Source organism: Lederbergia citri (genome assembly GCF_018343625.1).
Classification (GTDB): Bacteria; Bacillota; Bacilli; order Bacillales; family Bacillaceae_C; genus Lederbergia; species Lederbergia citri.
This window is the reverse complement of the sequence record NZ_JAGYPG010000003.1, coordinates 479,744-498,960: the sequence shown is the minus strand read 5'-3', so window position 1 is coordinate 498,960 and position 19,217 is coordinate 479,744. Positions and strand designations below refer to the sequence as shown.

The 19,217-nt window shown below is 37.6% G+C and carries 18 protein-coding genes; 5 read left to right on the top strand and 13 right to left on the bottom strand.

Going from position 1 to position 19,217, the window contains the following annotated elements; all coding sequences use genetic code 11:
- Window positions 1-12 precede the first annotated feature (12 nt).
- On the bottom strand, window positions 13-1,674 hold the full coding sequence (locus KHA97_RS18495; protein WP_213126237.1) for a urocanate hydratase: 1,662 nt from the start codon (window positions 1,672-1,674) through the stop codon (window positions 13-15).
- 316 nt (window positions 1,675-1,990) lie between these two features.
- On the opposite strand from KHA97_RS18495, the gene KHA97_RS18490 reads away from it, so the two are divergent.
- The 3 genes from KHA97_RS18490 to KHA97_RS18480 all read left to right on the top strand — a co-directional run bounded on the left by KHA97_RS18490 (window position 1,991) and on the right by KHA97_RS18480 (window position 5,397).
- Window positions 1,991-2,659, top strand: a complete 669-nt coding sequence (locus tag KHA97_RS18490; protein WP_233713623.1) for an SIMPL domain-containing protein — start codon at window positions 1,991-1,993, stop codon at window positions 2,657-2,659.
- Window positions 2,660-2,796: 137 nt separating this feature from the next.
- The gene (gene ilvA / locus KHA97_RS18485; protein WP_213126236.1) at window positions 2,797-4,065 is read left to right on the top strand and encodes a threonine ammonia-lyase IlvA; all 1,269 of its coding nucleotides are present in this window, start codon (window positions 2,797-2,799) and stop codon (window positions 4,063-4,065) included.
- A gap of 408 nt (window positions 4,066-4,473) precedes the next feature.
- Window positions 4,474-5,397 carry a DUF3895 domain-containing protein gene (locus KHA97_RS18480; RefSeq protein ID WP_213126235.1) on the top strand — a complete coding sequence of 308 codons (924 nt, stop codon included), beginning with the start codon at window positions 4,474-4,476 and terminating at the stop codon, window positions 5,395-5,397.
- Window positions 5,398-5,998: 601 nt separating this feature from the next.
- On the opposite strand, the gene KHA97_RS18475 is transcribed toward KHA97_RS18480, so the two are convergent.
- The 8 genes from KHA97_RS18475 to KHA97_RS18440 form a co-directional block, all read right to left on the bottom strand.
- On the bottom strand, window positions 5,999-6,406 hold the full coding sequence (locus tag KHA97_RS18475; protein ID WP_213126234.1) for a VOC family protein: 408 nt from the start codon (window positions 6,404-6,406) through the stop codon (window positions 5,999-6,001).
- Between the two features lie 99 nt (window positions 6,407-6,505).
- On the bottom strand, window positions 6,506-7,711 hold the full coding sequence (locus KHA97_RS18470; protein ID WP_213126233.1) for an ABC transporter permease: 1,206 nt from the start codon (window positions 7,709-7,711) through the stop codon (window positions 6,506-6,508).
- Entirely contained in the window at window positions 7,708-8,388 is a 681-nt protein-coding gene (locus KHA97_RS18465; protein WP_213126232.1) for an ABC transporter ATP-binding protein, read from the bottom strand. Before KHA97_RS18465 ends, KHA97_RS18470 begins: the two co-directional genes overlap by 4 nt.
- Window positions 8,372-9,610: an efflux RND transporter periplasmic adaptor subunit gene (locus KHA97_RS18460; RefSeq protein WP_213126231.1), complete on the bottom strand. Its 1,239-nt coding sequence runs from the start codon at window positions 9,608-9,610 to the stop codon at window positions 8,372-8,374. Before KHA97_RS18460 ends, KHA97_RS18465 begins: the two co-directional genes overlap by 17 nt.
- Before the next feature lie 125 nt (window positions 9,611-9,735).
- Window positions 9,736-10,497, bottom strand: a complete 762-nt coding sequence (yidC, locus tag KHA97_RS18455) for a membrane protein insertase YidC (RefSeq protein WP_407658048.1) — start codon at window positions 10,495-10,497, stop codon at window positions 9,736-9,738.
- Window positions 10,498-10,526: 29 nt separating this feature from the next.
- Window positions 10,527-10,802, bottom strand: a complete 276-nt coding sequence (locus tag KHA97_RS18450; protein WP_213126230.1) for a hypothetical protein — start codon at window positions 10,800-10,802, stop codon at window positions 10,527-10,529.
- A gap of 207 nt (window positions 10,803-11,009) precedes the next feature.
- A complete protein-coding gene (locus KHA97_RS18445; protein WP_233713622.1) occupies window positions 11,010-11,834 on the bottom strand; it encodes a formate/nitrite transporter family protein in 825 nt (274 codons plus the stop codon).
- 204 nt (window positions 11,835-12,038) lie between these two features.
- A complete protein-coding gene (locus KHA97_RS18440) occupies window positions 12,039-14,324 on the bottom strand; it encodes a beta-glucosidase family protein (RefSeq protein ID WP_213126229.1) in 2,286 nt (761 codons plus the stop codon).
- A gap of 129 nt (window positions 14,325-14,453) precedes the next feature.
- Between KHA97_RS18440 and KHA97_RS18435 the strand changes: the two genes are divergently transcribed.
- Window positions 14,454-14,723, top strand: a complete 270-nt coding sequence (locus KHA97_RS18435; protein WP_213126228.1) for a hypothetical protein — start codon at window positions 14,454-14,456, stop codon at window positions 14,721-14,723.
- Between the two features lie 30 nt (window positions 14,724-14,753).
- Window positions 14,754-15,647 (top strand): helix-turn-helix domain-containing protein, encoded by an 894-nt coding sequence (locus tag KHA97_RS18430; protein WP_213126227.1) that lies wholly within the window; start codon window positions 14,754-14,756, stop codon window positions 15,645-15,647.
- Window positions 15,648-15,697: 50 nt separating this feature from the next.
- Here the strand turns inward: KHA97_RS18430 and KHA97_RS18425 are convergent, their stop codons facing one another.
- The 4 genes from KHA97_RS18425 to KHA97_RS18410 all read right to left on the bottom strand — a co-directional run bounded on the left by KHA97_RS18425 (window position 15,698) and on the right by KHA97_RS18410 (window position 19,165).
- Window positions 15,698-16,027: an ArsR/SmtB family transcription factor gene (locus KHA97_RS18425; protein ID WP_213126226.1), complete on the bottom strand. Its 330-nt coding sequence runs from the start codon at window positions 16,025-16,027 to the stop codon at window positions 15,698-15,700.
- A complete protein-coding gene (locus KHA97_RS18420; RefSeq protein ID WP_213126225.1) occupies window positions 16,028-16,453 on the bottom strand; it encodes an SRPBCC family protein in 426 nt (141 codons plus the stop codon).
- A 174-nt stretch (window positions 16,454-16,627) separates the two neighbouring features.
- Entirely contained in the window at window positions 16,628-17,638 is a 1,011-nt protein-coding gene (locus KHA97_RS18415) for a DUF3231 family protein (protein WP_213126224.1), read from the bottom strand.
- Window positions 17,639-17,944: 306 nt separating this feature from the next.
- Window positions 17,945-19,165 carry a sugar efflux transporter gene (locus KHA97_RS18410; protein WP_213126223.1) on the bottom strand — a complete coding sequence of 407 codons (1,221 nt, stop codon included), beginning with the start codon at window positions 19,163-19,165 and terminating at the stop codon, window positions 17,945-17,947.
- Between the last annotated feature and the right edge of the window lie 52 nt (window positions 19,166-19,217).

Here is a 19,217-nt window from a genome sequence, read left to right as displayed (position 1 = left end):
TTCTCCTCTCTTTTACAGTTCGATTCGTCGAATTCCCTTTTTCTCAATTTCATCGAAGGATTCTTCATATCCAGCATCTGCATATCTTAGTACACCTAGGCTTGTATCATTGTCTAACGCATGTTTTAACCGTATATCTGCTTCAGCTGTCCCATCTGCAACAAGCGTTATTCCGGCACTTGTCATATACCCTGAATAACCGCCTCCACCAGAGTGAATCGCTGTTAAATCCGCCATCGATGAGCAACTTAACATAGCATTGAGAAGTGGCCAGTCAGAAATCGCATCACTTCCGTCCTTCATCCGCTCAGTCATAATATTAGGGTGTGTCATCGCACCCGCATCGAGGTGGTCTCTTGAAAACGCAATTGGCCCACTCAACGTACCATTTCTCACCATTTCATTAACCGCTAAAGCAAGACGAGTTCTCTCTCCATGCCCAAACCAGCCTATTCGTGCCGGCAAACCTTGAAACGGCACATATTTATTTGCTAATGAAATCCAATTCGTAGCAATTTTGTTTTCCTTAAAATTTTCCAATATATAGTGATCAATCGCATGAATATCATTTGGCTCTCCAGTTAGTGCAATCCAACGAAAAGGACCGATCGCACGGCTGAAGAGTGGCCTTAAATATGCTTCTGTAAAAATATCAATCTCAAACGCATCTTTAATTCCATATTGATATGCTTGGGTTCGAATGTTATTTCCATTATCAAAAACAACAGCACCGCGTTTTTTAAATGTAAGCATAGCAGCAACTTCCAGTGCGATGGACGCTCTTGCATCTTGCTCCAGTTTGCTAGGATTGCTTTCACGAACACGTTTTACATCTTCGAGTGTATAGTGAGACGGAATGTACCCATATAACAAGTCATGCGCAGAAGTTTGGTCAGTTACAATATCCGGAGTGATGTCCCGTTTTACAAGCTCTGGGTAAACATCAGCCGCATTTCCGAATAGGCCGACACTTACACTTTCTCCTTTTGAAACTGCTTCTCTAATCCAAGCCAATGCCTCATCAAGATGATGGGCTTTCTTTTGTAAATAACCATCCGAAATTCTTTTATCGACACGAGCTTCATCCATTTCTACTGCGAGAATAGCGGCACCTACCATCACACCCGCTAGAGGTTGCGCGCCTCCCATTCCACCTAGTCCTGCTGTTAAAATAAATTTTCCTGCCAAGCTCCCGTTAAAATGCTTATTTGCAATAGCAGCAAAAATTTCATATGTACCTTGAATCACACCTTGCGACCCGATATATTGCCATGCAGCCGCAGTTAAACCTCCCCACATAATCAGACCTTTTTCCTGCAAATCGTAAAAGTTATCACTAGTCGCCCATTTCCCGACCATATTGCAGTTAGCCATGATGACAATAGGAGCAAATGCATGGGTTTTCAAAATTCCAATCGGCTTTCCTGATTGAATGACTAAAGTCTCATCCTCTTCAATATTTTTAAGGGCATCCACAATTGCATGATAAGCATCCCAATTCCTTGCTGCCTTTCCGAGTGCAGCATATACGACCAATTCCTTTTGGTTTTCTCCGTTTTCCAAAACATTTTCAAGCATACGAAGCAATGCTTCTTGGCGCCATCCTTTGCAACGTAATTGTGTCCCGCGAAATGCCGTAATTCGTTCCACTTCCGCCCCTCCTCTATTTCTCATATATAGATAATCCATTATTACTATATGATAATATATTATCAGTTTATTCGAATTCTAAATAATATTACGTCAATAGTCAATAGTTAGATTGTTAATCTCATAGCGATATATACTTGTTTTTTTCTGTTTTCTTTATAATTCCGATAGGTTTAGTGTTAATTATTTTTTAACATGCTAACATTACTGGATTAAAGTGTCAATCGAATTAGGTCTTAGTACCCACCACAATTTCTTTTAATTTAAATTTCACATTCCCTGTATCTTTCTTTTAAAACATCCGTACATATTAATAAATAACTGAAAGTGGGGGGCAATTTTGCATTATCAATCTTATCGATACCCAAATACAATTCTTGAAAACAAAAAAGAGATCATTCAAGTGATTGGAGAAGGAAAAGTTTCTGTTCAGCCTGATCACGCTAAAGTAACATTGGGAGCTTCAACCGAGAGTAAAACATTAAAGCTAGCTCAGGAAGAAAATGCTGAGTTGATTACGAAAATTAAGCGGGCATTAAATCAAATGGGGATAAAGGACAAGCAAATTAAAACGGTAGATTACTCTATCTTTCCGCAATATGATTTTGTTGACGGAAAGCAGGAATTTAGAACATATAAAGTGGATCATTTGCTAGAAATAAGTATTTTCCAAATTGAAATGTCTGGAAAGGTAGTAGATGAAGCCGTCAAAAATGGGGCTAATATAGTTTCGAATGTAAAGTTTGAAATATCCAATTATGACCAATACTACAAAGAAGCATTGTCTCTAGCAGTGGTCAATGCAATTGAAAAGGCCGAAACAATTGCCCGAACACTAAAGGTACATTTAGTTAAAACACCTATTTTAATAACTGAAAATCCAAAGCAACCTAGTGGACCAATTCCTTTTGAAACGACCGCTTTTGTAAAAGGTGCGGCCACGACTCCTATTCAGCCCGGCTCAACAGATATTATGAGTACAATAACAGCTGATTTTGAATATCATTAATTTTCGTCTTGTACAAGAGTTAGATAAAATTGACAACGCTTTCACAAAATATTGCGAATATTCATATGTTCATTATGCTTTTAACATGCTATAATATAAAAATATTCAAATTTGGCGAAGGAAGTGGGTTTAGCGCGATGAATCAGACAAAAGAAAAATCGAAGACAGTACATGTGGAAGATATTCTCATTGCATATCAGCGCTTAAAAGATGTGGTAGCACATACGCCTTTGCAAAAAAACGAGCGTTTATCTGAAAAATATGACTGTCATGTTTACGTGAAAAGAGAAGATTTGCAGCACGTACGATCGTTTAAATTACGTGGTGCTTATTATAAAATTAAATCGATTGAAAACGAAGCACGTGAAAAAGGAATTGTTTGTGCCAGTGCGGGAAATCATGCTCAAGGGGTTGCCTATGCATGCTCTCAACTAGGGATTTCCGGAAAAATTTTCATGCCACAAACAACACCTAAGCAAAAAATTGATCAAGTAAGAATGTTCGGCCGTAACTATGTGGAAATCGTCCTCGTAGGTGATACGTTTGATGATTCATCCGAAAGTGCGAATGAATATGCCCAAAAAGAAGGTAAAATCTTCATTCATCCATTTGACGATCTCGATATTATTGCTGGGCAAGGAACAGTAGCTGTTGAGATCATGAATGATATAGAAGAGCCCGTTGATTTTGTATTTGGAAGCATTGGCGGAGGCGGACTTGTTGCTGGTTTAAGCGCATATATCAAAAATCTTTCTCCTCATACCCGTATCATCGGAGTTGAGCCAGAAGGAGCAGCCAGTATGAAGACTGCTTTGGAAAATAACCAAGTAACTCCACTCGAATCTATCGACAAGTTTGTTGATGGAGCCGCAGTGAAATGTGTAGGTCAAAAAACATATGAAATTTGCAAAAAATATGTGGATGACATCATCCCTGTTCCAGAAGGAAAAGTGTGTACGACCATCCTAGATCTATATAATGAACATGCGATTATTGCTGAACCTGCAGGTGCCCTACCAATTGCAGCACTTGATTTTTACAAAGAGGAAATCAAAGGAAAATCAGTTATTTGTGTAATCAGTGGGGGAAATAATGATATCGGAAGAATGCAGGAAATCAAGGAAAAATCTTTGATTTATGAAGGATTGCTTTATTACTTCATCATCAACTTCCCACAACGTGCAGGAGCATTGCGTGAATTCCTAGACGGTGTACTCGGTCCGGATGACGATATCACTACGTTTGAATATACGAAGAAAAACAATAAAGAAAGTGGCCCAGGACTTGTCGGAATTGAATTGAAACGAAAAGAAGATTACGAAGGTCTCATCGAGCGTATGGAGCAAAAAGGGTTTCCTTTTACAGAAGTGAATAAAGACAGCACGTTATTCCATCTTTTGATATGATAAAATGTGACTATAAGTATAAAAGCGTAGGCGCCTGTTCTGCAACGTACAAAATTTTTAGGGTTCTGACGAGATAAAGGAAACACGGTGAGGCACGAAAAGCGGAAGGCGCCCGATCAGCCCCGACAAGCAAATGTTCTGAGGCAAAAAAGTCGCTCTTTGACTTTATTCCCTCAGGTTATTTGACCTCGAGGGGCTGGAGCCTGCAGCTAGACAATAGGCGAGCCGATGTTGACTTATCGTAGGAAGAAAACCGAAAGTTTGATAGTTGCTAGGCGCTGGAGCTAGACGGAACTATTTCCTAGAAGTTATCAACAAAGTTTCAATTAATAATTTGTTTAGCATTGATGAACGAGGTTAAGGCCTCGTTTTTTTCATACATATTTTTTGTTCTAAGGAGGAGTGGAAATGAAAATTGTTTTATCTAGAAGCGAAAAGGATTTAATCTTTGACTCCCTTACCCCTGAACAGAAAGAATTTATTCAACATCACGTAAAAAGAGGTAAAAAAACGGCTTTTGCAAATGTAATGGCTACTGATAAAGGAATGGTCATCCCGGAACATGCAGATTTGGATGAAGCCGAAATGCTGTTGGACGAATGGATTTTAGAAGACTATATTGATAATGGCTTTACTAATCCGGAGACTCCGTGTGAGTGTGGAAGGCCCTTGCGTTATCAATATATCGTGAGGCATAAAGTGACGAATGAAATTCGAAGATTTGGGATTGAACATTTTAAAGAACATACCGGTTTTTTACCCGAAATTATCAGTGAAATCCGAAAAGGTTTTAACGTTATCGACTATGAAATGGATGAACTCTTATTAAAATTTAAAAACAATTGGAAACTGAGGGAGGAAATTCCCTTTTTAGCCGATGATTTTGAAATACCAGAAGAATTTCAGTCATACTTAGATATTGACCTCCCCTTACTAGATAAACATATTGAAAAACTTAAAAAACTTATTCGGGAACATATGGAACAAGTACGGGAGCAACGAACGTTCGAATATTCAAAGAGCCAATCTCCTACACCATCTTTTACATCTTTTGATATTGAAGATTATATTTTCGAAGATACTTTTCGGGTGGATCCAGAGTCATTTAGTAAGGATAAAGCTCTAGAATTTTTGGAAAGCGGCGTATCCAGCACAAGAATCATATGTGAACTATTAATCAAGCATGGTTATGCTAGTACGGAAAGATATTTAACTGGAAAACCCAAAATCTATGAACCCATTTGTATGTTTTTAGAGTCCTTGGCATCGCGGGATGTTTTGAAAAGAGGGCAAATACTTGGGAAGGATGACCGTTACTATCATTTTAAATAAGGAAAATTGATAGTCTTTGCTATTACTTATTGAGGATATCAATCGTGATTCAGCGAAGGTTTCGTATCGAAAATAGATTTGGACAGAATCGGGTGTTTCAGAATTGAGGGAGTATGTATCGCCAAATTTATGTTTTCTAATACGATTTAGGGAGTATCTGGACGGAATTTGAGTAAATTCTCGGGTTCCTTCCCGTTTTAGGCTCGATTGAGATCGAAAAGCAAAAAAGACTAGCGGTATGTACTGATTCACTCTCGATTGGGACCGAAAAGTGAAATATTAATGTGGTACGTCCCAATTCACACCCAATCGAGACTGAAAAACGAAATATTCTTGCGGTCTGTCCCCATTCACACCCAATCGAGACTGAAAAACGTAATATTCATGCGGTCTGTCCTGATTCACTCCCAATCGAGACTGAAAAACGTAATATTCATGAAATCTGTCCCAATTCATTCCGCAACCGAACTGAAAAGCGAAAATTACATGCTGTCTGTTCCAATACCCTCAGAAGATTATAGAAAAGATCGGGCCAACACCGCCTGATCTTTTCAAAGTTCATTTATACCCCTTTATATGCTTGCTTATAAATCTCAGCTTTCTATGCTTTAGACATTTTGTCCATATCCATAAATAACACATTCCAACGATGCCCATCCAAATCAGCGAAACCACACGCATACATCCAGCCTTGACTTTCTCCGGGTTTTCCAAAAATAGTTCCGCCGGCTTCTTCAGCCTTCCTTGCCATTTCATCTACTTCTTCTCTGCTTTCGGCATCAATGGAAAACAATACCTCGGTCGCATTCTTCGTGTCTAGGATTTCATTGTTAGTAAAATTGGAGAAAGTATTTTCAGGAAATAGCATTACTTGAACGTTATGTTCACCGATGAGTAATTCTGCAAAGTCCCCTTGCATTATTCTGCAAGTGAATCCGAGCTTTGTGAAAAACTCTTTTGACTTAACGACATCTTTTACCGGGAGATTAATCCAAAATTGTTTTGCCATCATTAATTCTCCTCATTTAAATTTTACTTGATACATTCTGCTTTTTTCACTAAAAATCCTGCCACGTAAAATCGAAAGTAATTATAATAAGCTTTATTTTTATTCATATCGCAAAGCATCAATCGGGCTTAGCTTTGAGGCTTTATTGGCTGGAAGAATTCCGAAAACTATCCCAATAAACGCTGAAAAACTAATTCCAATAACAACAACTAGCGGACTGATGGTTGCTGTAATAGGAGAGAAATGCGAAATTACCAATGTTCCTAAAATGGCTAGTCCGAGTCCAATTAAACCACCCAAGGAGGTCAACGTAACGGATTCTATCAAAAACTGGAGTAAAATTTTTCCTCTAGTCGCCCCCAAAGCCTTGCGAAGCCCGATCTCTCTCGTTCTTTCAGTAACGGAAACAAGCATAATATTCATAACACCTATGCCTCCGACTAAAAGAGAAATCCCTGCAACACTTCCTATAAATAAAGTAATGATTAAAATAAACTGATTAAATTCGCCTTCGAATTGTGAGTAATCAAATATATTATACTTTCCATCTTCGAGCTTTTTGCTTTTAGTAAGAGTATCAGCAGCGAGGCGTCCTGTTTCTGAAATTTTATCTGGATTGCTCGCAATAATTGCTAATCTTTCAATTTCTCTATTCCCGAACATTAACGATATTAAGGCCCGGGGCATCAGCATTTCACCAAATTCAGAGTGGCGGAATTGCTCTGGTGTAGGTGATTCATATACACCTACGATTTTATAAGGATTATCGTTTAAGTCGACAATTTCTCCAATAACCTTTTCGTTTTCTTTAAAGAATTTTTTCCTAGCCACTGTATCAATCATAATAATGCGGTTCATGCCATCATTATCCCGAACATTAATCGGACGACCTTCAAGGATTTTAATATTTCTTGCGGCGAAGTATTCTGCCCCCACTCCGGTTATTTCCATTTCACCCTGCTTGTCATTATAGGCGAGTGCTCCCCAGCCTTGGTTTGTCGCGAGAACTGCTTTTACTCCGGGAACCTTTGCAAGAGTCTCTACGTCTTCATGGGTTAGTTCAGGTTCCATCCAAATCATTTCTGAACCATCTTCAGTTGGGTTTTGTTCGTAAAAAAGCTCGATGGCATTTTTATCTGTACTGAATAGTTCGTCTGTCAATTGAGTTTGTGCGCCTTGACCAATGGCAACAATCGTAATGACAGCTGCCACACCAATGATGATTCCAAGCATCGTCAATACCGACCGAATCTTATGGTTCCAAATGGAAGAGAGGGCGATTTTAAAGCTTTCCCATATACTCATGATTTCTTCCTCCGGTCATCTGTAATTCTTCCATCCTTCAACGTAATGATTCTATTGGTATAGGCTGCCACTTCTTCTTCATGGGTGACAATAATAACAGTTTTTCCTTCTTTGTTTAACTGAACTAACAACTGCATGATTTGTTCACTTGTTTTAGAATCAAGAGCTCCTGTTGGTTCATCTGCTAGTATGATAGAGGGATGATTCACTAGGGCTCTAGCGATTGCAACACGCTGCTTTTGACCTCCAGATAACTGGTTTGGCAAATGTTTCATTCGATCCTCTAATCCAACCTTTTCGAGCATTTGTTTCGCTCTTTCCGATCGCTCACGCTTTGATATCCCTGCATATATGAGAGGTGATTCAACATTTTTTAGCGCATTCAACCTTGGCAGCAAAAAGAATTGTTGAAAAACAAATCCAATATGCTCATTTCTTAATCGAGCAAGCTTCTTCTCTTTTACAAGTCCAATTTTTTCCCCTTTTAATTCAAAGGTACCGGATGTTGGGTAGTCGAGAAATCCGATAATATTCATTAATGTCGATTTGCCGGACCCTGATGGCCCCATAATGGAAACAAATTCGCCATCCTCGATGGTTAAATTAATATCATGTAAAACAGGGACTTGTAACACGCCATTCCCATATACCTTTGTAATCTCACTTAACTTCATCATAGGAGACCACTTCCATTCCATCATGCATGCCTTCAAAAGGCATAGTGACGACTAGTTCGCCTAAGCTGATACCATTTGTAACCTCGATAAATTCGTCGTTCATTTTACCAGTTTGGATTTCACGTCTTTCTAATTTCCCGTCTTTTAAAACATAAATGACCGACATTCCGTCTTCATCAACGATTGCCATATGAGGAACGACAAGTGATTTTCCTTCACCGCTAATTTTTACTTCTAAAGAAACATGGAAGCCTTGGCGTAGTTCTGATGTATTATCTGTTATGGCTACTTTGAAAGGATACATCGTAACATTTCCTCCACCCATGCCTCCACCAAAGTCTTCGCCTCCCCCTTCATCATTCGGAAATTGGGAAACAGATTCGACTACACCTCTCCACTCTCTGTCCTTATAAACCTTTGGTCGAACAACTACTGCTTGATCTTTTTGAATTTTTACGGCATCAAATTCACTCATTGTTCCAATAACTTTAAATGGTTCGCTAGAAGTTATATGTATGACTGGCTCATTTGCCCCAGTTTCACTTTTTACAGTATTTTTATTGACCTTCACAACGATTCCATCAATTTTACTTGTCACCGTCATTGCTTTAATTTGCGCATCAAGTTCATTGATTTGTTCCTGTGCCCCTTCAATCTCGGCTTTTGTGCCTTCATATTGGATTTCCAATTGTATCTTTTCATTCATGAGATGGTTTACATCATCTTGCGTTACCGGAATGATTGTTTCATCCTCTGCCTCTGGGTCAGCTGACTTAACCTTCTGAGGTACACCGACTTTCTTTTTCGTATTCGCAATCTTTTTATTCATTTCCGCTATTTGGTTTTGTTCAGTTTTTGCCCTACCTTGAATTAAATCTCTTTCACGAACTGCTCTATTAAACTGTGTTTTTAGTTTTGAAGAATCATATATGAATAAAGGATCTCCTGCCTTTACTGTTTGATTTTCCTCAACTTTATACTCACTTATTTCTCCTTTTTCAGGCTCTAAAAAAATCTTTTGTTCATCTTCAGGAACTATTTTACCTGTAACAAGAATGGTCTCTATTAATTCTTCTTCCTTTGCTTTTTGCACCGTAATCGGTGTCTCACTAATAGGGTTATCTGCCATTTTTGGCCCTTTATTCATGCTCAAAAAAATTGTAATGCCAATTGCCAATACTACAATGATTGACAAAATCCAAAACCAATATTTCTTTTTCACTCTTTTTCCCCCTATATCCCTAATTTTATATTTCTCTCTTCGTTACTAGACGAATCAACATGAAGAAATGTTTCAAAATTGGACAAAAAAGAATAGCCCCCATAATGAAGGCTATCCATATCTAACTATTCTTTTGCTTTTTCGGGATGCTGTCTATAATATTTATGCCCAATCCATGTCTGAATGATTAAGAACGTTCCACCCACTACCCAATATAAAGGTAACGCTGCAGGGGCGGAAAATGATATGAACATGATCATGACCGGAGAAAGGAAGGAAAACATTTGCATTTGCTTTTTCTGCGCTTCTGGAACAGTTGCCATGGAAACTTGGGATTGAATAAAATATACCAATCCAGCGATCAACATCAGTGGAATATCTCTTTGTCCCAAATCAAACCATAAAAACGTATGAGTCGCTATTTCTTCCGATCCACGAATGGCGTAATAAAGCCCCATTAATATCGGCATTTGTATCAGCATTGGAAGACATCCCATATTCAATGGGTTAATGTTGTGCTTTTGATACAAGGCCATCATTTCCTGTTGAGCTTTTTGTTTTTCTTCAGGCGTTTTCGCTTCTTTCGTCTTCTTTTGGATTTCTTCCATTTCAGGCTTCATTTTTTCCATATTGATTTTCATTAATTGCTGATTCTTATAGGTTTTTAACATAAAAGGCATAAGTACCAAGCGAATGAGCAACGTAATAATAATGATGGCCAAACCAAAATTACCACCAAGGAAAGATCCAATTTCATGTATTAAAAATGCAAATGGACGAACGAATGTATTGTAAAAGAATCCTGTTTGGTTTTGAACACCCGAACATCCTCCAAGGAACATGGATGCAAAGACAATGATTGAAAATAATGCTGTGTTTTTCTTCAATGATTTCACCCTTCTATTTATTAATTTGTCTATGAAAATAGAAGATGTGGCCCTTCCGGATCATCTGGAGCTTCTTTCCTTTTAACTGTTTTTATGAACCGTGTTACATTGAAAACGAGACACTCTTTTGGAGGAACCGGAATCGAAAAATGCTTAAAATGAAAAGCAGAATCTATTTTCCCTTTCCTATTTGCTTGAACAGGATGGGACAATAAAAGTATTTGCCAGCTGAGAAGCCATGTAATGGCAAGGGTTAATGGAACTACCCATTCTGTATATGAATCTTGAAAAAGAAGTTCGAACATCGTACCACCTAATTTCTTATCTAGCTTCAGGACCTAGCCTCTTAAAGTCAAAAAACCAGCGTTAAAAAGTCAAACGGACACAGAATATTTGCTTGTTACGGCTGATTAGATGCTTACGGTTTTAATTCAATACAAAAAGTATAGTCGTATTTTTAATGAATGTAAAAGATTTTTATTAAACTTCATGCATTTACCATATTCATTTTATTATATAGGTGTTTTCGTCCTTAATCTTGTAACCTTTGCGTCCGTTCTCTTTTTGAGATTTAACCATGTGTAAAGTGCACCCATAAACAAAGCACCACCAATGATATTTCCGAATGTAGCGGGAATTACATTATGAATGGCTTTACTAATTGTTATCGTTTCAGGATGTGGAATGATAAGGACGAGCGAAAATGAAACTAAGTTGGCAATGACGTGTTCAAAGCTTGAAACGAAAAATACAGCTACGAGCAACATTAAAGTAAAGATTTGGGCAAGTTCATTCTTCAATGTTTTTGGTAAAAAAATCGCCATACATACGAGCCAATTACATAAAATCGCCCGAAAGAAAATTTCAATAGTTGTATGGTTCATCTTCCCTTCTACGAGTGCAAATAACCAATTATCCATTCCGAGTTCCTGAATAATTCCTGTAGGTGCCATTAATAAGGCAAAAAATAATCCCCCTAATGTATTGCCAATAAAACAGAGCATCCAAACACGAATCATCTTTTTCACTGATGTAAAGCCACTTAATGTGGAGATTGCAAAATACATTGTATTTCCAGTAAAGAGCTCTGCCCCTCCATAAACGATCATGACAAGAGCTACACCGAAAAGTAAAGCTGCGACAAAACCTGCCATTGGATCCCCGTTCATGTACATGCCATTAACTGTTTTCAAGCAAAAAATGGTCGCAAACCCAAGATAAATTCCCGCAAGCATCGCCCTAACCATATATTCAAGTGGACGATTTTGAACCAATCGTGCTGATGCTTGTGCTTTTTTACTTAACGTTTCAAGTGCATTCATTTCCGTGGTCGCCAATTTCATTCATCCTTTCCACAAATGGTAGTTTGTTCACATTTTCACATAAAGATTTAAATAGAATTGAAGAACAAAAAGATACTCATATGCTTGCTCGCTTATTCACAAAGATTAGTGTTAAATAAGGGAGCTCTTTTGTAGAAGAACCCCCTATACTTGTCTATCTATTATTTTACTTTAAGATAATTGTTTTTTCCATTCATTTCATGGTTGTTGAGCCATGTTAATTTGTGCGAGTAATCCTTCCATCATTTCTTCTGAAAATCCTCCGCCACTAAAATTAACTAGCGCGCGTAACGGTACGTATTTCATCATCGCAAGCATCATATCATTCGGTTCTTCTTGCATAGCATTGGCCATACCACCTTGTTCTGCCATTCCTGCCATGATTTGTTGGACAATCGCCGCTGTTGCAGGATCATCCATTAGTTCACCCAATGTCGTATTGCGATGAGCTCTTTTCCTGATAACCTTACTGGATTCAACATGGACTGTTTTTACATGGGAAATACGATCTGAAGATCCACCTACTATAATTTCAAACTCCCCACTTTGTACATGCCAATCTTTTAAGTCCACATCATAATAAGCAAATGAACGCTTATCCAATGTAATAGTGACCGATTTTTCTTCGCCAGGTTGAAGCTCCACCTTTGCAAAACCTTTTAATTCTTTTTCGGGGCGGATCACTTTGTCACCTTTATCACGCACATATACTTGGACAATTTCTTTTCCTGCTACTGTCCCAGTATTCTTCACTGTAACTTGAACATCAACTGTTTCAGTATCTTGTATTTTATCGGAGCTTACAGTTACATCCGTATAGTCGAATGAAGTATAACTAAGCCCAAAACCGAATGGAAACAGTGGCTTTATTTTTTTCTTGTTATAATAACGATAGCCGACGAAAATGCCTTCCTTATATTCAACTGTATCCCCTTCACCCGGGAAATTTAAATAAGATGGATTATGGCTTAATTCCATAGGAAATGTTTCTGCTAATTTCCCTGAAGGGTTCACTTCTCCAAATAAAACATCTGCAATTCCACCACCAAAAGCTTGCCCCCCTAAATAACCTTCAAGAACAGCGCCAACACGATCAAGCCAAGGCATTTCAATTGGAGAACCATTGCTTAATATAACCACGACATTCTTTTGAATTTCAGCGATTGCTTCAATCAGTTTTTGATGATTCTGAGGGATGCTCAAATGTGTTCTGTCATACCCTTCTGATTCGAAGCTGTCAGGAAGCCCAACAAATAAAACAGCAACATCGGAATTGCTTACGACAGTTTTCGCTTCACTGATTAATACTTCATCCACTTCTGCTGAACCAAGATTATAACCTTCTGCAAAAATCACTCTAGCTTGAGGTGCCGATTTTTGAATTTCTTCTAAAGGTTCATCTAACTTTGTCGGCGTTACGTGGGAGCTTCCCCCACCTTGGAAACGAGGTTTTTTCGCAAATGCACCAATGACTGCAATAGATCCTTCTTTTTTAAGTGGAAGAGTTCCAGCTTCATTTTTTAAAAGAACAACAGATTCACCAGCTACCTTTCTTGCCAATAGATGGTGTTCTTCTGGATTATAAGAAGCATTTGCTTTTTTATTGTCTATAGCTTTGAAAAGGACCGTTAAATAACGTTCAACAGCTTTATCCAGCGCTTCCTCTGACAATCGTCCATCTTTCACTGCTTCTACAATTCTTCTATCTCCAACTCCACCTGAAGATGGCATTTCAAGCTCTAGTCCTGCCTCAACCCCAGCTTCCCTTTCATTTACAGCACCCCAATCAGAAACGACAAAGCCTTCATGACCCCACTCTTCTTTTAAAATCTCAGTGAGTAGTCGTTTGTTTTCGGAAGCATAAACGCCGTTCACTTTATTGTAGGAGCACATTAGGGTCCATGGCTGTGATTTTTTTACGACATTTTCAAAGCTGGCAAGATAAATTTCGCGAAGTGTTCTTTCGTCTACAATGGAATTGGACGTCATTCGGCGATGTTCTTGGTTATTTGCGGCAAAGTGTTTCAAGGAAGTCCCAACGCCTTGGCTTTGAACGCCTTCAACATGACTGGAAGCAAGTTCTGATGTTAAGTACGGATCTTCGGAAAAATATTCAAAATTCCTTCCACATAGAGGAGACCTTTTAATGTTTACACCAGGTCCTAGCAAAATAGCAACATCCTCAGCTTGACATTCTTTCCCTAAAGCAATGCCGACTTCATGAATTAAATCCCTATCCCAAGTACTGGCAAGGCCAACAGCAGAAGGAAAGCATGTAGATGGAACACTATTAAAAATCCCTAAATTATCTACGTTTGAAGATGACTTTTGCTTTCTTAAACCGTGCGGACCATCTGTCATCATAATTGATGGAATTCCTAACCGTTCAATTGCTTTCGTCTTCCAAAAATCTTGTCCTGAACACAATCCAGCTTTTTCTTCCAACGTCATTTCTGAAACGAGCTTTTCAATATCTCTAACCATAAATAATGCCTCCTATTCTATCTATTTACTTACGACTCTATTTCAAAAGCCAACCACTTTATTGTATTATTCTTATATTTTAGGTATAATTTTTATAAAAATTAAGCGGTTTCATTAAGGATGAGCGAAATGAAAAAGCTAGCGGAAATCGAATATTTTTGCAAGCTTCTTTTTGAAGCGGTTGGGGTTCCTACTTATTTTATTAATAAAGATTCAGACACTCTCTGGCAATTTACTAATATAAAAGCACACCCACTATATGAAGAACCAATAAGTCATTTGGGGATTTTTTCGACTAAAAAGGAGTTTTCTATTATAACCTCATCTCCCCTTGCAGAGGATTATTTTTTACTGAAAATTGAAGCTGGCGTGATTCTTTTAGGACCGACAATCGACTAGCCTATATCTATTGAAATGGTCAACGGGATTATGAATGACTTTTATATCCCATTTAATAAAAAAGGGGAGCTGATTGATTACTTTCATTCTGTTCGTGTTATGAATAAAGAAAGATTGAAGCATCTCGGCTCCCTTCTTTATTATTTCGTTAACAATCAAAAGCTTGATATAGAAAACGTTGAGGCTACGCGTTCGATTGAAAACCCTGATATGTTGATATCGAAAACAAAACAGGAACTGTCCTTCCATTACTCTTATTTATACGAAAAAAGATTATTGCAATTAATTAAAGATGGAAATATTGAAGGGTTGCAGCAAACTACCTCAGTCCAGCCGCAGAATGGACGGTTTGGGACCCTTTCTATGAAAAGCATGATTCGCAGTGAAAAAAATCTAGTCATAGCCGCGGTCACACTTGCAACGAGGGCTGCTCTTGAAGGAGGAGTGCCATCAGAAGAGGCTTATACAGTTAGTGATATGTATATTCAGATGCTAGAAGAGTTACATGAAATAAATGATATTTTACACATAAGAAACGATGCTATTTTTGATTTTACTGAGCGAGTTGCAAAATATAAAGGACGAAATTACTCAAAACCAATCCTTTTTTCCCTAAAATATATTCAAAAGCATTTATATGAAGATATCTCACTAGCGCAGCTTTCACAGCTTATCAAAATGAATCCAAGTTATGTATCACAATTATTTAAAAAAGAAGTAGGAGTTACATTAAATGAATATATCCTTCGAACTAAGATAGAGGAAGCTCAGAAGTTGCTATCGTTAACGAACTATTCCATTACGGATATATATGCGATGCTGAATTTTTATGATCAAAGCCACTTTTCGAAAGTGTTTAAAAAGTATAGCGGGGTTACTCCCAAACAGTATCGTGACGAGCATTTAATTGCGGAGATTGATTAGAGAAATAATTAGAAACGTGCATGGATTGATTTTCATGCACGTTCCAGACTTTATTCATCTTTTTCCTTTTCAACCGTATGTTTAAGCATTGACAATTTATTACTCCAAAATTGATCATAATAAGAGAGCCACTGTTTTATTTCATCAAAGGGTTCAGGTTGCAATGAATATATTTTTTCTCGCCCTACCTTCCGCCCACTAACTAATTTAGCTTCTGAAAGAATATGAAGATGCTTTGCAATCGCGGTTCGGCTCATCGAAAAATGCGAAGTTATTGTTGAAATAGGCATTTCTTTTTGTGCAAGCAATTGAAGCATTTTTCTGCGGGTTGGATCAGCAATCGATTGAAAAACATCGTATTTTTTTACAGGTGAAGACACTTAGCCCTCCACAACCTTCCGAAGTTTCTCACTGATGCCAGCCCAACCTTGATTCATCCTATCACGGATAATAGAAGCTTTCTCTCCTGCTTTTGGAACAATCGAGTCTGCATCCTTCCATCCACCGTGTATAACTGTAAATTCTGTTTTATCGCCTAAATCTTTTAGCGTAAACGTAACGAACCATCCATCAGTATCCCATGAAAATGAAATTCGATAAGGCTCCTCTATTTCTAGAACTTTACACGGAGAAGGCCCATATGGTGATTGCAAATGAAATTCATAACCTACTTTCGGTTCAAAATCATTCGGCATGAACCATTCTGCAATACCCTCAGATGTCGATACCGTTTCCCATACCTTTTGAATCGGTGCCTCGATGATAACTGTTTGCTTTATATCTTTTACTTTATTATTGCTTTCCATGGTTATTCTCCTTTAGCCTTAAAAATATAACACCTTTTGGTTTCACTTTAAATAATATAACACCTTTTGGTTTCATGTCAAAATAATAACGAAAAAACCCTCTGCCATTTTCCACCAGTAGAGGGTAAATGTTAGAACGTCATTTTTTGTTATTACGAAGATTGCATTGGTAGCCTATTTCTCCTTAGCTAAATGGTTTCGATCTGGCGCCTCTGGCGGCTTTTCTAGCCAATTATGATCAATCATAATATTGGCACCATCCTCTACATACATTGAAACATCTACTAAGCAGCGAGCGTATAAAGTACCTAAATCTTTTCTTCCGTTAAGTGAAGCACCATTAGCATATTCTCTTATTTTCATTGAAAACATGTCAATTTTATGAAAGACCATAAGTTTATCTGAAAATGGCGGCATAGTAGATGTAGTAACTAAATGATCTAAAAGAGTTGGCGAAGGTAAATGATCTTCTGACAGTTTTTTCGAAAGCATATCTATATGCTTATGATTAATATTTTTTCCGCGCTCTAAATACTTCCTCACCTTTTCATGTTTCGCACCTTGGCTAAAACCGATAATCAATGCTTTACTCGTAACATCATTATTGATGTTTCCATAAAGATGAGCTATTTCTAAACCATGGAGCGGTCTTTTTTCTCCTACAAAACCATATAAAAAATTTTGCTTATCAATAAAATCAGTGCCTTTTGGGGGTGGTATAAGAGGTGAATTTGCTAAGTGCCCTTTTGCCATTAGAATATCATTGACCTCCGCCAACAATTTGGAAGTATCATTAAGGCCTTTTATATATAAATTTCTTATATCTGCTCTTGTTACCAATGGAACAGCCACAGAATAAATACTCATTCCAGCCTTACCCAAATATTGCAAATAATGGAGATAAAATTCATCATGAAATAATCTTGGAACGTCTAAATTCACATCATCCTTAGTAAAACCAACTGGTAAAGGAAAATTATCATTTTTAAAAATCGGTTTTATATTGTTTATCCATCCTTCACATAGGCTCATTGCATCATTTAAAACCTTTTTAATATCTCGGTCATTTATATGTTTAAGGTAATAACTGAGAACGCACTTTCCCATTGTATTTCCTACATAGGTTGCCCAAAGCTTTCCCATTTCTGCTGATGTTAACCCAGTTTTATTATGATTACTCACCATTTAGGAACCTCCAATTTACCCCATTTATCATGAGTAGGATTTCCAAAATGAAAAATAATATTTATATACATGTTCATTTGCCTAAATTCATGGTTCCTACAAAACAGTTCCTTCCTTAATTAATGGTACGTTTGCTAACAAGAAATACTTTGTAATACATCGTATATAAAATTGTAATTAGGAAAATATGTATTCATATTAGATTTTCATCCTTTTGAACGTCGATAAATATTATAATTTGGGTAAATCTAGAACTTGTATGACAGGAAAAAAGATAGCCTTTTTCTTGGCTATCTTTTTTGTAGACTATACAGGTCGAGAGTATTCAGTATGTATATCTTTATCTTCTTGAAGTCTTGTTTTCCAAAATATAATGAATGAGAGAATCGCTAGCCCGAGACATACCCAATACACCTGGCGAAAACCTACTATTTGAGCAATGAATCCTCCGCCAAGACTCCCCACTAACCTTCCTATCGTGGACCCGTTAGAATAAATTGTTGTAGCAAGTCCTGGTGAATTAGGCAATCGTTCCGTAAAATAGCTTAGTCCGTTGCCCATGACAATTGCTACAAAAGTTGCCTGAAGAAGCTGTGCTGGGATTAACTGCCAAGGTTGCGTCGCTACACTCAAAATGGTGTAATAGATTACTAAAATAACGCAGCCATAAATCATTAATGTATGATTTGATATCTTTTTTCCTAGTGCACCGAGTCCAAGCATAATCGGAATTTCCAAACCAGCACATATACTAACGATCAATCCGACATCCCTATACGTCCCATGCAGTTCATTCACAATAAATAACGGTGTAATGATCAAATGAATCGTATTGATAGCAAATAAGAATAAAAAGGCGATAAGCGGCAGTCTAATCTCCCTGTTTTTGACCCAGGAGATACCCGAGCTTATTTTCTTTTTGGCATTGCTTTTAGCCGCTTTACGTTTATTCAAAAACAGGAATACAAGAGATGCAACTGTAAGATAAAGGATGGATGTTCCAAGAAAGATTCCTTTGTACCCTGCGAGTCCTAGCATTAGTGTTCCACATAATGGTCCTATCAGAAATCCAAGAGAAATAAGAGAACGTAATGTAGACATCGCAAAAGTCTTGTCATCGGATTTACTCGTATTTGCTGATTCATGTGCGTATGCGTAGATTTGCGGCATGACCGGTGCAGCTAATCCGTTAAAAAGGGTGACGACAATCAGTAGAATAAAAAAGTTATTGAATATAAGATACGAAGCATACCCTAAGGTAGCTGAGAGAGCGGCAAAAATGATAATCCATTTTCGGTCTATCCCGCTATCCGAATGTTTTGCAATAAGTGAGTTCACAACCACCCCGCTCAGTGAACTGATTGCCATGAAAATACCAAAGGCTCCAGCACTCATTCCAAAATCTTCTGTTAAAAATAAAGGAATGTATGGCGATGTAATAGAAATACCAATACCAATGAACAGCATACAAATAACTAATACGCTATACCCTTTGATTGAAAACAGATTTCTTAACCGTATATACAACTTATGTCCTCCTTAGAAGAACTTAGATTTAAGTGAAAAGCAGAAATACCTA